Source organism: Bradyrhizobium sp. P5_C11_2, assembly GCF_054049755.1.
In genome coordinates this window covers 1-12,970 of record NZ_JBFULT010000170.1, presented here as the reverse complement: position 1 = coordinate 12,970, position 12,970 = coordinate 1, and the positions used below count along the sequence as shown (strand labels likewise).

General features: G+C 65.2%; 13 protein-coding genes. 7 read left to right on the top strand and 6 right to left on the bottom strand.

Annotation, left to right across the window (positions count from 1 at the left end; translation table 11 throughout):
* The first annotated feature begins 142 nt into the window (after positions 1 to 142).
* Together ureG and ACXJL8_RS17805 are read left to right on the top strand one after the other, a co-directional pair.
* Positions 143 to 766 carry an urease accessory protein UreG gene (gene ureG, locus ACXJL8_RS17810; RefSeq protein ID WP_456685320.1) on the top strand — a complete coding sequence of 208 codons (624 nt, stop codon included), beginning with the start codon at positions 143 to 145 and terminating at the stop codon, positions 764 to 766.
* 297 nt (positions 767 to 1,063) lie between these two features.
* Entirely contained in the window at positions 1,064 to 2,722 is a 1,659-nt protein-coding gene (locus ACXJL8_RS17805; RefSeq protein ID WP_456621734.1) for a CHASE domain-containing protein, read from the top strand.
* 12 nt (positions 2,723 to 2,734) lie between these two features.
* On the opposite strand, the gene ACXJL8_RS17800 is transcribed toward ACXJL8_RS17805, so the two are convergent.
* From ACXJL8_RS17800 to ACXJL8_RS17790, 3 genes are all read right to left on the bottom strand, one after another.
* On the bottom strand, positions 2,735 to 3,094 hold the full coding sequence (locus ACXJL8_RS17800; RefSeq protein ID WP_456621733.1) for a RidA family protein: 360 nt from the start codon (positions 3,092 to 3,094) through the stop codon (positions 2,735 to 2,737).
* 109 nt (positions 3,095 to 3,203) lie between these two features.
* A complete protein-coding gene (locus tag ACXJL8_RS17795; RefSeq protein WP_456621799.1) occupies positions 3,204 to 3,812 on the bottom strand; it encodes a TetR/AcrR family transcriptional regulator in 609 nt (202 codons plus the stop codon).
* A gap of 139 nt (positions 3,813 to 3,951) precedes the next feature.
* Positions 3,952 to 5,094: an OpgC domain-containing protein gene (locus ACXJL8_RS17790; protein ID WP_456621732.1), complete on the bottom strand. Its 1,143-nt coding sequence runs from the start codon at positions 5,092 to 5,094 to the stop codon at positions 3,952 to 3,954.
* Positions 5,095 to 5,450: 356 nt separating this feature from the next.
* On the opposite strand from ACXJL8_RS17790, the gene ACXJL8_RS17785 reads away from it, so the two are divergent.
* From ACXJL8_RS17785 to ACXJL8_RS17775, 3 genes are read left to right on the top strand one after another with little or no spacing between them, the layout of a single operon-like run.
* Positions 5,451 to 7,778, top strand: a complete 2,328-nt coding sequence (locus ACXJL8_RS17785) for a TonB-dependent siderophore receptor (RefSeq protein WP_456685319.1) — start codon at positions 5,451 to 5,453, stop codon at positions 7,776 to 7,778.
* Between the two features lie 9 nt (positions 7,779 to 7,787).
* The gene (locus ACXJL8_RS17780) at positions 7,788 to 9,002 is read left to right on the top strand and encodes a PepSY-associated TM helix domain-containing protein (RefSeq protein WP_456621730.1); all 1,215 of its coding nucleotides are present in this window, start codon (positions 7,788 to 7,790) and stop codon (positions 9,000 to 9,002) included.
* A complete protein-coding gene (locus tag ACXJL8_RS17775) occupies positions 8,999 to 9,181 on the top strand; it encodes a hypothetical protein (protein ID WP_456621729.1) in 183 nt (60 codons plus the stop codon). The genes ACXJL8_RS17780 and ACXJL8_RS17775 overlap by 4 nt, the downstream gene beginning before the upstream one ends.
* Before the next feature lies 1 nt (position 9,182).
* On the opposite strand, the gene ACXJL8_RS17770 is transcribed toward ACXJL8_RS17775, so the two are convergent.
* The 3 genes from ACXJL8_RS17770 to ACXJL8_RS17760 all read right to left on the bottom strand — a co-directional run bounded on the left by ACXJL8_RS17770 (position 9,183) and on the right by ACXJL8_RS17760 (position 11,278).
* On the bottom strand, positions 9,183 to 9,638 hold the full coding sequence (locus ACXJL8_RS17770; protein WP_456621728.1) for a hypothetical protein: 456 nt from the start codon (positions 9,636 to 9,638) through the stop codon (positions 9,183 to 9,185).
* A 79-nt stretch (positions 9,639 to 9,717) separates the two neighbouring features.
* Entirely contained in the window at positions 9,718 to 10,089 is a 372-nt protein-coding gene (locus ACXJL8_RS17765; protein ID WP_456621727.1) for a DUF883 family protein, read from the bottom strand.
* Positions 10,090 to 10,165: 76 nt separating this feature from the next.
* Positions 10,166 to 11,278, bottom strand: a complete 1,113-nt coding sequence (locus ACXJL8_RS17760) for an AI-2E family transporter (RefSeq protein WP_456685318.1) — start codon at positions 11,276 to 11,278, stop codon at positions 10,166 to 10,168.
* A gap of 208 nt (positions 11,279 to 11,486) precedes the next feature.
* On the opposite strand from ACXJL8_RS17760, the gene ACXJL8_RS17755 reads away from it, so the two are divergent.
* Both ACXJL8_RS17755 and ACXJL8_RS17750 read left to right on the top strand, forming a co-directional pair.
* Complete coding sequence (locus tag ACXJL8_RS17755) at positions 11,487 to 12,242, top strand: L,D-transpeptidase (RefSeq protein ID WP_456621725.1); 756 nt, start codon at positions 11,487 to 11,489, stop codon at positions 12,240 to 12,242.
* 8 nt (positions 12,243 to 12,250) lie between these two features.
* Positions 12,251 to 12,901, top strand: a complete 651-nt coding sequence (locus ACXJL8_RS17750) for a DUF2865 domain-containing protein (RefSeq protein WP_456621724.1) — start codon at positions 12,251 to 12,253, stop codon at positions 12,899 to 12,901.
* Positions 12,902 to 12,970 lie beyond the last annotated feature (69 nt).

The window sequence follows — 12,970 nt, the reverse complement described above, 5'->3', positions numbered from 1 at the left end:
CCGCCGTCGTCCTGGCGAAAGCCAGGACCCATAACCACGAATGCTTGTGGTTATGGATGGCCGTGGCCACAGCTTGCCGCGACAACCGGGTTCAGTGGTAATGGGTCCTGGCTTTCGCCAGGACGACGATAGGAAAGAATCAATGGCTACGTCTCACGGCCCCTTGCGTGTGGGCATTGGCGGCCCGGTCGGGTCGGGCAAGACCGCGCTGATGGACCTGCTCTGCAAGACCATGCGCGAGCGTTATGACRTCGCCGCGATCACCAACGACATCTACACCAAATGGGATGCCGAATTCCTGGTGCGCTCGGGCTCGCTGACGCCTGACCGCATCGCCGGGGTCGAGACCGGCGGTTGCCCGCACACCGCGATCCGCGAGGACGCCTCGATGAACCTGGCCGCGGTGGCGGACATGCGCGCGAAATTTCCCGGGCTCGACCTCGTGCTGATCGAATCCGGCGGCGACAATCTGGCTGCCACTTTTTCCCCGGAGCTGGCCGACCTCACCATCTACGTCATCGACGTGGCCGCGGGCGACAAGATCCCGTCCAAGGGCGGCCCCGGCATCACCCGGTCCGACCTTCTGGTCATCAACAAGATCGACCTCGCGCCTCATGTCGGCGCCTCCCTGGAGAAGATGGAAACCGATGCCAAGCGCATGCGCGGCGCGCGCCCCTTTGTCATGACCAACCTGAAGAAGAGCGAGGGGCTCGACCGCATCGTCGGCTTCATTGAGGCCAAGGGCGGATTGCAACGGGCGAGCTGACCAGCGCGACGACATGGCGCAGGGGGCGCCGCCGTTAACGCCTGTGGCAGCGCGGTAACCGCGGAACAAATTTCGGACACGGCGATTGACTACCTCCGGTACCCGGGGCCAGTCCATCCCGGCCGGACGATCGGCCGGGCGGATTAAGCTTTTCAGGCGACCCAAGTTGCGTACTGATGCCTCCTCCTTCATTATCTCCGTCACTGGGGTCCACTCTGTTACGGCACATAGCCGTTCGAGCGGCATTCATATGCTCCGTGCTTATTGCCGACCTCCTGCTTTCGCCTGAGTAATCGCGTGGTCCGGCTGGGTTTTATCATCGGCTTCATTGCTCTGCTCGGAGCCCTGCTCTCCGGGCTTGCGGCCTATCGCGTCCACGACCAGGAGCTGGCGCTCGACCGAATCGCGCTGGCGCGCGCGATCGACGTTCATGCGAGCCTGGTCCAGGACCGGCTGACCGAGCGCGAACTGCTCGCGCGTGTCGCCTCCGGCCTGTTCCGTGCGCCGTCGGTGATCAAGCCGAACATGCTGGAGCCGCTGCGCTCGGCGATCTACGCCTTCAAGACCGATTTCGTGGTGGCCGGCTGGGTCGCCCGGCTGAAGCCGAACGAGCTGGCGGCAGCGCAGGCCGCCATCGCGGGCGCCGGCTTCCCGAATCCGCGAATCCGCGCCTACGACGACAGGCCGATCGATCCGGCGAGCGTCACCCAGCCGATCGACGTGCTGATGGATCTCGAGCCCCGCAGCGACGAAACCAAGGCGCTGCCCGGCCGCAGCTACGACCAGGATCCGGTTCGCAGCGCGATGCTGACCCGCGCCAGGCTGGAGAAGAGATCGGTTGCCTCCGATCCGGTTCCTCTGCTGCGCCCGAACGGGCCGATCGGCGTCATCGTGGCCGCTCCCGTCATTCCCGAGGGCGCGGTGGAGCCGGCCGGCTTCGTCACGTTTTCCTATGAGCTCGCTTCGCTCATGTTGACCAATGACGACATGTCGCTGTTCTCGGTCGCGCTCAAGGATCCGCGCAGGGAAGGTGGCGAACTGGTCGCCAAYGACCAGGGCGTGGTCTCCGCGCGCATGGCCCAGCCCGACGGGCCGGTGCCGTCGGCGACGCGAACCGTGAGCTTCGGCGGCCGCGACTGGCAGCTCGGCTACTACGCGAAGACCAATTCGGCGCGGCGCGCGGAGCAGACCGCGATCATCGTGGCCGCGATCGGCTTCGCCATCACCGCCATGGTGTGCGGCCTGTTCGGCTACGTCGCCTACAACAATTTGCGGCTCAGCCGCGAAATCCAGGTGCGGATCGGCTTCGAGCGGCGGCTGACGGCGGTGATCGACGAGCTCAATCACCGGGTCAAGAACATCCTGGCCGTGATCCAGTCGATCGTGACGCGGACGCTGCGCCATGGCTCCGACATCGACGTCGCCCGCGAGCTCCTGATCGGCCGCATCCACGCCATGTCCAACGTGGTCTCGCTACTCAGCGAGAGCCAGTGGCAGGGCGTCAAGCTGAAGGGCCTGTTCGAGGCGCGCGCCATTCCGCATGCCGACCGCATCGCCGTCAGCGGCCCGGACATCGCGGTCAGCGCGCGCGCCGCGCAGAGCCTGTCGCTGCTGTTCTTCGAACTCGCCTCGCACTCCGACGAGGGCCTGTCGCTGGTGGGCAAGCATCCGCACATCACCGCGAACTGGACGGTGACGGGTGAGGCGGGCGACGAGGTCTTCCAATTCCGCTGGGAGGAGTTCAACACCAGCGAGGCGACGCGCCGCCCCGATTCCGATTTCGGCCTGATCCTGCTCGACCGCGTCGCGCCCGAAGCGCTCGGCGGCACCGCCAAGCGGTTCTTCACCGAGGCCTCCTATGTCTACGAGCTGACCGCGCCGATGGAGACGGTCGTCGACATGACCGAGCGCGATCGCACCGAGAAGCTTTCGCAGCCGGTGAAGCCGGTGCGGTAAGCCTCGCGCACTTCAACTCGAGGTCAGTCGGGCAGCGATCGCGGTCATCTCGAGCTTGACGCCTGAACCGAGATCGGCCACGCCGACGACGGCGCGTGCCGGCAGATGGGCTTCGGCAAAGTGCGCTTTCCAAGCCGCATTGAACGCAGCCTTTTCGCCAAGATTCGTGACGAAGATGGTCACCTGCAACACGCTGGCCGGGTCGGATCCAAGAGTCTTCAGCAGACGCGACAATTGGCCAAGCACATCGTTTGCCTGACCCGACATGTCGAGGCTCGTGTCCTCGGCGACGATTCCGCCGATGTAAAGCACGCCGCCATGCTCGACCACTTCGTGGAGCAATCCTTCGTATGGCAAGATGCGTTTGATCATGATGAGACTGATGCTCCTGTGGGGAAAGACGTGAGATGTCCGCGCATTCTTGTCGCCAAGGCATGGACCTCGAGTCGGCGGCGGACGGCGGGCATTTTCAGCGCCTGATCTAGCCCTTCGGCCGCAGCACGAGGTCGACCAGATTGCGCGCGTAGCCAGGCGTGATCGGCGCGATGCCGAAGACGTAGCGGTAGAACAGGCTGCCATAGATCGCGTCGTAGAGATCCTCGGGCGGACCCTCGGCCAGGATGCTGCCGTCCTCTTGGCCCGCCGCGATCATCTCCACCAGCGCGTCGCGGCGCAATTGCAGATAGCGTGCATAGAACAGCTCCGCCGAGCCGGTCCTGGAGATGCACTCGGAGATGACGGCGAGTTGCACTTTGCCGAACTCGCCCTGGAGCGCGTCGGCATAGGCCGCAGCATGACGACGCGCGCGCGCCGCGGGCGTGCCGGAACTCGCCGGCGGCAGCGGCAGCATCTGCGCGGCATGGTGGAGAAAGGCGTCGATCAGCAGCGCTTCCCGCGACGGCCACCATTTGTAGATCGTCATCTTGGAGACGTTGGAGTGGCGCGCGACTGCGTCGATCGTGGTCGCGGCGAGGCCGGTGGCGGCCATCAGCGCGTAGGCGCTTTCGAGAATGGCGTGGGTGGTCTCGATCGACCGCGGCCGGCCGCGCCGCGGCGCGCTGTCGGCCCCTTCACCCTCGCCTTTCGCCATCACCACGCCCGGTCTCCTCGCGCAGACACCACCTTGGCCCGGCATAGCGCAGCCGCAGCCCTCGGCCTAGCGGAATCGAGGCGTCCGGGCGGTCAGAGCACGAACCGGACCCGACGGTTCATCCCGATGTCGTCGCGCCTTAGCCCTGCTGCCGCAAGGCCGCGGGCAGGTCCTGCCGCTTCGACCAGGAGATGTAATAAGCGACCGCGGTCATCGCCGCGAAGCCGACGAGGCTCACGACGATCTGCATCACCACCAGGTTGGGTCCGGTGATCAGGATGAGATGGCCGGCGAACGACAGGAACACGGCGGCGCAGAACACGGCGAGCCATTCCTCGCCGCATGCGATCACGGCCTGAAGCGGTCTCCATTGCAGGCCGGGATGATCGGCCGGAATGAGGTGGGTCGCAAGGAAGGCGAGCGCGAGGAAGTGGACCACGCGATAGGGCGCGAGGTTTTCCTTGTCGGTCGGCGCGATGCTGTTGAGGATGACGTCAGGCAGGTAGACGGAAAGCGCCGGCGCGTGGCGCATCAGCGTGATCGCCATCGCGAACACGAGATAGGCGCCCGCGAGCACGCGCAGCCAGGACATGCCGTGCAGCGCGCGGCCCGACGCGCCGGTCACCGCGAACCAGCCGCCCAGCACCATCAGCATCTGCCAGCAGAACGGGTTGAAGGTCCATTCCTGATCCGGATAGACCCGGAAATTCCACTCGAACCAGCGCGCGGCAAAGTACAGGGCGACGGATGCTGCCAACGTCAGGTTCGGACCCCGCAACAACCCCCACAGCGCAAACGGAAAGAACGCCATCAGCGGGATCATCAGTTGCAGGAGATCGAGGTTCAGCGGCTCTTCCTGGAGCACCAGTCCGCGGACCAGGATGCGCAGCGGGTGCTCGAGGATGCCCGAGATGTTGTATTCGTGGATGATCTCCGGCGCCATCGATTGCGAGGCCACATAGGCGATGGTGTCGATATAGATCACGAACAGCACGACATAGGCGGCGTAGAGCCGCCAGACGCGGCGAAATATGCGCGTCGCCGCGACCACGTAACCGCGCTCCAGCGCCATCCTGCCGTGGATGATGGCAACGCCATAACCCACCACGAACACGAACAGGTCGGCAGCGCCGCTGAAGCCGAAGTTTCGCAGCGTCAGCAGGTTGACGACGTTGTTCGGGATGTGGTCGACGAAAACCGACCAGTTGGCGATGCCGAGCGTCAAATACAGCCTGGCGTCGTGATGGAATGCGGCGAGGTTCGCCTTGACGGACGGTTTCATCGCGGAAAATGACTTTTGGAATCAGGGGCGCCGCTTTTAGCGGCAACCGCCCGCCTATCCGAGTAGCGTTTGCGTGAATGGGCCCTGATCTGTCTCGGCCGACGAAAAATTGCGCCGGGCAGGCCGTCGAATTTCTGGAGGTCGGTTGATCCGACCCGCAACGCAACTTTCGGAAAGGAGACGGCGGCGCGCCTTCGCCCACCCTGCATGGCCTTGTTTCCGCTTGCAGCGCTTCTGGAGTCTGGAAATGGAAAACCTCCAGTCTGTAGGTCTTCTACCCCGCAGCGCCGAACCGCTGCGGTAATCCCTGATCCGGCAGCAGCAACGTGCGGCCGTTGGAAGTTGGGGAAGTTGTGGTGGGCGTCTGGGAAGTGCGGCGCTGGCGGCTGATGGGGGCCGTCAGCTCGGTCGTTTTGGTCATTGGTACGGGAGGGGCGGCGGCACAATCAGCGACGGCGGGGTCGCCCGGGGCCGGGGCCGCGACCCAGCTCAGCCCGATCGTGGTTCAGGGTGGCGAGGCGCCGAGGCGCGCCAGTGCATCACCCGCGCGCAGCCGCAGCGCGGCGCGGTCGCGAGCAACGGCACGCTCCAATGCGCCTGCAGGCGCCGCGGTCGCCGCCACGGCGGGAGCCGGGGCCAGCCACAAGGAGTCGGCCTTCGGCCATGTCGACGGCATGGTCGCCACCCGCAGCGGCACCGGCACCAAGACCGACGCGGCGCTGATCGAGACGCCGGCCGCGATCTCCGTCGTGACGCAGGACCAGATCCAGGCCCAGGGTGCGCAGAGCATCGCGCAGGCGGTGCGTTACACGTCGGGCGTGCGGACTGAGAATCTGGGCGCCGACGCGCGCTTCGACAACGTCTACATTCGGGGCTTCCTGGCCGACCAGTATCTGGACTCATTGCGGCTGCTCAATTTCGGCGTATTCGCCTATCCAATCATCGAGCCCTTCAACCTCGAGCGCGTCGAGATCTTGCACGGCCCGGCCTCGGTCCTCTACGGTCAGTCGTCGCCCGGCGGTATCGTCGATCTCGTCAGCAAACGTCCGACGCTCGAGCCCTATCACGAGATGTTCGTCTCGACCGGTAGTTATGGCCGCGCGCAAGCGGGCGTCGACCTCTCCGGTCCGATCGACAAGAACAAGGAGTTTCTCTACCGCTTCACGGCGTCTGGCTTCGACGTGGGCAGTCAGGTCGATCATGCCGATTACCAGCGCATCTCGATCGCGCCGTCGCTGACTTGGCGGCCGGATAACAACACCACGCTGACCGTGCTCGGAACCTATCAGCGTGATCCCAAGGCCGGCTTCTACAATCAGCTGCTGCCCAACGGTATCGGCACCATCACGCCCTACAAGGGTAGCTACATCCCGACGAGCTTCTATTCCGGCGAGCCGAACTTCGACAAGACGGACCGGACCCTCGGTACGGTCGGCTACCTGCTCGAACACAGCTTCAACAACAACGTCAAGGTCCGGCAGAACCTGCGCTACATGGACGTCAGCACCGATTTTGCGGTGGTGTCGCCCGGCGGCGGTCAGCTCGATCCGACCAAGCTGAGCCGCAGCGCCTTCACCACACAGGAGGTTATCCGCTCGTTCAACGTCGACAACCAGGCCGAAGCCAAATTCAACGCCGGTCCGTTCGAGCACACGGTGCTTGCCGGCCTCGACTATACCAACGCCACGGACAAGCGGCTCAACGGCATGCTCTCGGTTGCGCCGACGATCAACGCGTTCAATCCGGTCTACGGCGTGCCGTTCGGTCCGGTGCCCTACACGTCGAATGTTCGGCAGAAGATCGAGCAGCTCGGCGTCTATGCACAGGACCAGATCAAGTTCGACCGCTGGGTCGCGCTGCTCGGCATCCGCCACGATCTGGCGCAGTCCCGCACCGAGACCCTGACCTACGGGAGCGGCACCGCGATCGCACCGAAATCCGATACGGCGGTTACCAAGCGCGGCGCACTGCTCTACAAGTTCGACAACGGGATTGCGCCCTACATCCAGTACACCGAGTCATTTCAGCCGACCGCCGGCACGGATGCTCTTCTCCGCTCGTTTGCGCCGACGACCGGCCAGCAGGAGGAGGCGGGCATCAAGTACCAGCCCAACGCGAAATCGCTCTATACGCTCGCCGCGTTCAACCTGATCCAGCAGAACGTGCTGACGCCGGATACGGATCCGTCGCATCCCCCCGGCTCCCGCGTTCAGACCGGCGAGATCCGTTCGCGGGGCATCGAGCTGGAGGCCAAGACCGAGATCAGTCCCGAGCTGACGGTGTTGGCGTCCTACACCTATCTCGACAACATCGTGACGCGGACCAACACTCCGAGCCAGCTCGGCAAGCATCCGGTCATCGCTCCGATGAATTCGGCATCAGCCTGGGTCGATTACACCTTCCATGGCGGGCCGCTCGACGGCTTTGGCCTCTCCGGCGGCGTGCGCTATGTCGGCGAGACGGCCGGCAATACCGCGAACACGTTCTATGTCCCGGACGTCACGCTGTTCGATGCAGCGCTTCACTACGACTTCTCCGCGTTGGGGCCGCTGTTCAAGGGGTATTCGGCACAGGTCAACGCCACCAATATCTTCGACAAAACCTACGTGACGCTCTGTCAGGACATCGGCTGCTATTACGGCCTGCGCCGCAACGTGATTGCGACGCTGCGCTACCGTTGGTAGGGGAGGGGCATGGGCGAGCAGGCCACCTTCGACGGACGTGCGTACGAGCGGAAGGCCGCGCTTCGACGCTGGCTGTTCGTGCACAAATGGTCGAGCCTGATCTGCACGCTGTTCCTGCTCCTGATCTGCATCACCGGCCTGCCGCTGGTGTTGCGCGACGAGATCGACAATTTGCTCGACGACGCCTTGCCCTATGCGCAGGTGCCGGAGAGCACGCCCAATGTCAGCCTCGACCGAATCGTCGAGGCCGGGCGGAAGATGTATCCGGGCGAGACCGTCATCTCGGTGTTCGTCGATGACGACGAGCCCAAGATCATGATGTTCATGGCGAGCTCATGGGAGGCATTCAAGGCCAACCGCAGGTCGCTGCACTCGATCCGGTTCGATGCCCATACCGGTGACGTGCTGAAACAGACGAAACCGTTCGGCGAGGACGGCCTCACCTTCCTGCAACTGATGCTGTCCCTGCATCGCGATTTGTTCGCAGGGCTCGCGGGCGAGCTGTTCCTCGGCGCGATGGCGCTGCTGTTCATCGCGGCAATCGTCTCCGGGATCGCGATCTACGGGCCGTTCATGCGCAAGCTCGATTTCGGCACGGTGCGCGCGAGCCGTTCGCGGCGGCTGAAATGGCTCGACCTGCACAACCTGCTCGGCGTCGCCACGCTCGGTTGGGCGCTGGTGGTCGGCGCCACCGGCGTGATCAACGAGCTTTCGACGCCGCTGTTCGCGCTGTGGCAGCAGACCGACGTGCGCGCCATGCTGGCGCCGCTGCAAGGCAAGCCGGTGCCGCAGACGTCCGAACTGTCCTCGCCGCAAGCTGCGTACGACACCGTGAAGGCGGCGTTTCCGGACATGATCACGACCAGCGTGGTCTATCCGGGCGCCCCCTTCGGATCGCCGTTTCACTACGTGGTCTGGACCAAGGGCAAGCAGCCGCTGACCTCGCGCCTGTTCAGTCCCGTGCTGGTCGATGCCAGAAGCGGTGCGCTGGTGTCCGCGGTCACCATGCCCTGGTATCTGCGCGCGCTGGAGCTGTCGCGCCCGCTGCATTTCGGCGATTACGGCGGCATGCCGCTGAAGATCATCTGGGTGGTGCTCGACCTCGTCACCATTTTCATTCTCGGCAGCGGACTCTATCTCTGGTTCGCGCGATCGCCGGTCGCGAAGACGCAAGAACAACCGGCCGCGGTCATGCCGCTGGCTTCGCCGGGCGGCGCCGAATGACTGGCCGCCGTTCGATTGCCCTGATCTGGCGCTGGCCGGCGTTGCTCGCGGCCTTCAGCATTTTCGGCCTGCTTTCGGCACTGCTCGGCCAGACGGGGGTCTGGCTGCCATTGTCCTGGATCGCTCTGGCCACTCCGCTCGCGGTGGCCGCGATCTGCGTCAGCCGCAGCCGGGGATGATTTACTCGGCCGGTTCGGCCGAAGCCTCGTCGGGGGCACCGGCACGGCTCGCCATGATCCCGAGCGCGACGCCGCCGATCGCCAGGATCGGCAGCAGCCGCTTGATCCCGATGGCACGAACAATCTGGAGCCCCGTCGCGATCAGCACGGGGTCGGAGAGCATGCTCGTGGCCGCCGACTTCGCGGCGCGCTCGGCGGCGATCCGGGCGCGCTTCCGCGCCTCCCGCTTGTAGCCCCAATAGGTGCCCGCCGCGGCGAGCGTGAGCAGGAAGAAGATGCCGGCGCCCGCGAGGCAGGCCTGCACGGGTCCATATGTCTCCAGAACCGATATGAAGGCGGCGGCGCAGAGGAAGCTGGTGGTGATGAAGAGCGCGAATGCGGCGCCGGCCGCGAGCGACGTCAGCCGGACTGTCGTGCCCGTCGATGCGCTGATGCCGTCGATGATGCGTTGAAACATGGACTTGCTCCTCAAATCCCCACAAGCCGACAGCGGCGGCGCCGGAGCGCCGCCATCATCTCACGATCCCCCGCGCATCTCAGCGGCGCCACGCCACGCCGATCAGGAAGCCGATGCCGAGCGCGATGCCGACGGTCGCAAGCGGCCGCTGCGTGATGGCATCTTCCAGCGTTTCCTCGATCGACCCGTAAGCATCCTGCGCCGCGCCCATCATGGCGCTGCCGCGCTCCGACATGTCGTCGAGCGTCGAATCCACGTTCTCGCGGGCTTGCTTGTAACCACGCCGGGCCTGCTTGCCCGTCGCGTTGGCAAACGTATTGAGGGCATCGGTGATCTGTTCTGTGAGGGCGGCGATATCGCTTTTCACGGCTGCTACATCCTTCTCGAGGCGTTCCCTGGTGGCTTTGTCGGTCCAGTCTCTCATCCTGGTGTCGCCGTCGGTTGTTGACATCACAAGCTCCGAACTGTTGGCGGTGAGATGAGCGGAAAACGTTTCGTTGTGACGGAAGTTCCGTCATCGAAACCCCTCATCCTTGCGGCAGCTGCGGCGAATCCGCCGGCGCGAGATGCTCCTTGAGGATCAGCGCAACGATCAGCAGCGGAGAGGCGAGGAAGGCGCCCATCGGCCCCCACAGCCAGGTCCAGAAGGCGAGGGCGATGAAGACGGCCAGCGCATTCAACTCCAGCCTGCGGCCGATGATGGTCGGGGTCACGAAGTGCCCCTCCAGGAAGGTGATGCCGCCGAAGGCGAGCGCCGCCATCAATCCGCCGCCCAGGGTCGGGAAGGCGACGAGCCCCACCACGACCAGCACGGCGAACATCGCGACCGGCCCGATGATCGGGATGAAGTTGAGCGCGGCCGCGAGCGCGCCGAGTCCGGCTGGATTTGGCATGCCGGTCAGCGCACAGATCAGCCCTGTGACAATGCCGACGCCCACATTGATGACGGTCACCGTCAGCAGGTAATTGCCGAGATGGACCTCGATCTCGTTGAGGATCCGCAGCATCCGCAGCCGCGCGTCGCGGTCGCCGAAGGTCATGATCAGGCCGCGCCTGAGATCGCGCCAGCTCGCGATGAACAGGATCAGGGTGGCGAAGAACAGCAGGAATTCGGTGAATGTCGGCGACAGGAATTCCAGCGTCGGCTGGACCCATTCGAATTTCGGCAGTTGCAGGCTCGGCAGCGCCTCCGGACCGCCGACCATGATTTGCAGCTCCTGCCACAAGGCGAGCGGCCGATCGAACAAATGCAGCTTGTCCTTCAGCTTCGCACCGAGCTCGGGAAGGCGTGAGCTCCATTCCATCAACGGCGAGGCGATCAGCGCGACCACGAAGGCGACCACCGCCGTCACCGCGATCACGATCAGCACCGCGCCGACCGCGCGCGGCACCCGCCGGCGTTCCAGGAAGCCCGCGGCGGGCGACAGCATGGTGCCGGTGACGAACGCCATCACGACGGGCAGGAAGAATGGCTTGCCGACATAGAGCACTGCGACCACGGAGATCAGGAGCAGGCCAGCGAGCGCGAAGGCGACAAATTCGGCGCGGCGGATCACCGGCGGCAGGTCRGTCTTGCTGTCGGGGAGCGGCGTGCTTTCGCTGTTGTCGGAAGTCAGACGTTCASTGGGAAGGACGCGCACAATCTCTCTCCCGCACGGAAGCTTCCATCCGGGCGCCCGTTGACCAGGGGAGAACGTCGGGGGCCCGCTGCGGTTCCATCGCGGCTTCGTGAAGAATGGCTCGCTTGACTGTGACTTCGCAGCCGCACGTCGCCGTGGAACTTGAGTCGGTCCTGCCGCGTTTATCGGACGCGCATCACCCGGATGCACACATCCAATGGGGCAGCACATGACCAGGTTCTCTGTCCATCGCCGGCTTTCGCCGCGCACTTTCACTGGCTTTGCCGTTGCGACAGCGCTGCTGACGATGCCGTTCGCGGCACACGCCCAGACGCTCGGCTACGCGCCGTTGCAGCTGCACGGCTTTCCACAGGACCGGGCCTACGCCCCTGCGGACGCGCAAACGGCCGACGAGGACGCCGCGCTTCCCGATCGCCTGCGCCGGCAGATCGTGAGCTTCGATCGAAACGAGCCGGCCGGCACGATCGTCATCGATACCGCCAATACCTATCTCTACTACGTGCTCGGCCAGGGCCGTGCCATCCGCTATGGCGTCGGCGTCGGCCGTCAGGGCTTCACCTGGGCCGGCGTGCAAAGCGTGACGCGCAAGGCGGAGTGGCCGGACTGGCATCCGCCGGCCGAGATGATCGCGCGCCAGCCTTATCTGCCGCGCTTCGTGGCCGGCGGTCCCGGCAATCCGCTAGGCGCCCGGGCGATGTATCTCGGTTCGAGCGAGTACCGCATCCACGGCACCAACGATCCCACCACGATCGGCAAGTTCGTCTCCTCCGGCTGTATCCGCCTGACCAATGCGGATGTCACCGACCTTTTCAACCGCGTCAATGTCGGCGCCAAGGTGGTCGTGCTGCCTAAGAACGCCCCGTTGATGGCCAGGGACGGCGATCCCGTGCGCAAGCGCCCGGCGGTGACGACGCTGCCGACCGGCCGTCAGGCGCTGAACATCCCGACGTCGTCGGTCAACTAAGAGGTCACATGGGTATCCGCTCGATCAACAGGCTGGCCGGTGGCGCGGCGGCATTGTTCGCCGTCGCTTCCCTCGGCCTCGTACTGACGCCGCCGGCGCATGCGCAGGATTTCTTCTCGGCGCTGTTCGGCGCGTTCGGAGCACGGCCGCCGCAGATCCGGACGCCGTTTCCGGGCGACGACATGCCCCGCTACGATGCGCCGCGTGGCCGCATCGCCTATGGCGGCGGACTGGCCTATTGCGTGCGGGGCTGCGACGGCCGCTATTTCCCGGCCCAAGGCGCCGACAGCGAGAGCAAGGCGCAATCCTGCAAGAGCTTCTGTCCGGCCGCCGAAACGTCGCTGGTTTATGGCAGCAATATCGACAATGCGGCGACGGAGACCGGAAAGTCCTATTCCGACCTGCCGAACGCGTTCCGCTACCGCAACGAGATCGTCGCGGGCTGCACCTGCAACGGCAAGGATACGGTCGGGCTCGCGCCCGTGAAGGCCGAGGACGATCCCACCTTGCGCAGGGGCGACATCGTCGCCAGCGCGGGCGGCCTCGTTATCGCCAACCGCAATGCCAACGATCGCGGCGGCGTCGCGATGAACTTCTCGCCACTGCCGGAATCGGTGCGCGCAAGATTCCGCCAGGTGCCGGTGGTGGCCAAGGAGTAGGGGCGCGTCGCTTCGCATCTTCCCCAGGACGAGAATGATGCGAGGCCGGTGCCCCAATCACCGCCGTCG

What these genes read in the sequence shown, in the direction of transcription:
- ACXJL8_RS17775 (WP_456621729.1), top strand. Translation starts at nt 8,999, where the DNA reads ATGACTGGCCGCCGTTCGATTGCCCTGATCTGGCGCTGGCCGGCGTTG.
- ACXJL8_RS17765 (WP_456621727.1), bottom strand. Translation starts at nt 10,089, where the DNA reads ATGTCAACAACCGACGGCGACACCAGGATGAGAGACTGGACCGACAAA.
- ACXJL8_RS17755 (WP_456621725.1), top strand. Translation starts at nt 11,487, where the DNA reads ATGACCAGGTTCTCTGTCCATCGCCGGCTTTCGCCGCGCACTTTCACT.
- ACXJL8_RS17790 (WP_456621732.1), bottom strand. Translation starts at nt 5,094, where the DNA reads ATGAAACCGTCCGTCAAGGCGAACCTCGCCGCATTCCATCACGACGCC.
- ACXJL8_RS17750 (WP_456621724.1), top strand. Translation starts at nt 12,251, where the DNA reads ATGGGTATCCGCTCGATCAACAGGCTGGCCGGTGGCGCGGCGGCATTG.
- ACXJL8_RS17800 (WP_456621733.1), bottom strand. Translation starts at nt 3,094, where the DNA reads ATGATCAAACGCATCTTGCCATACGAAGGATTGCTCCACGAAGTGGTC.
- ACXJL8_RS17795 (WP_456621799.1), bottom strand. Translation starts at nt 3,812, where the DNA reads ATGGCGAAAGGCGAGGGTGAAGGGGCCGACAGCGCGCCGCGGCGCGGC.
- ACXJL8_RS17780 (WP_456621730.1), top strand. Translation starts at nt 7,788, where the DNA reads ATGGGCGAGCAGGCCACCTTCGACGGACGTGCGTACGAGCGGAAGGCC.
- ACXJL8_RS17770 (WP_456621728.1), bottom strand. Translation starts at nt 9,638, where the DNA reads ATGTTTCAACGCATCATCGACGGCATCAGCGCATCGACGGGCACGACA.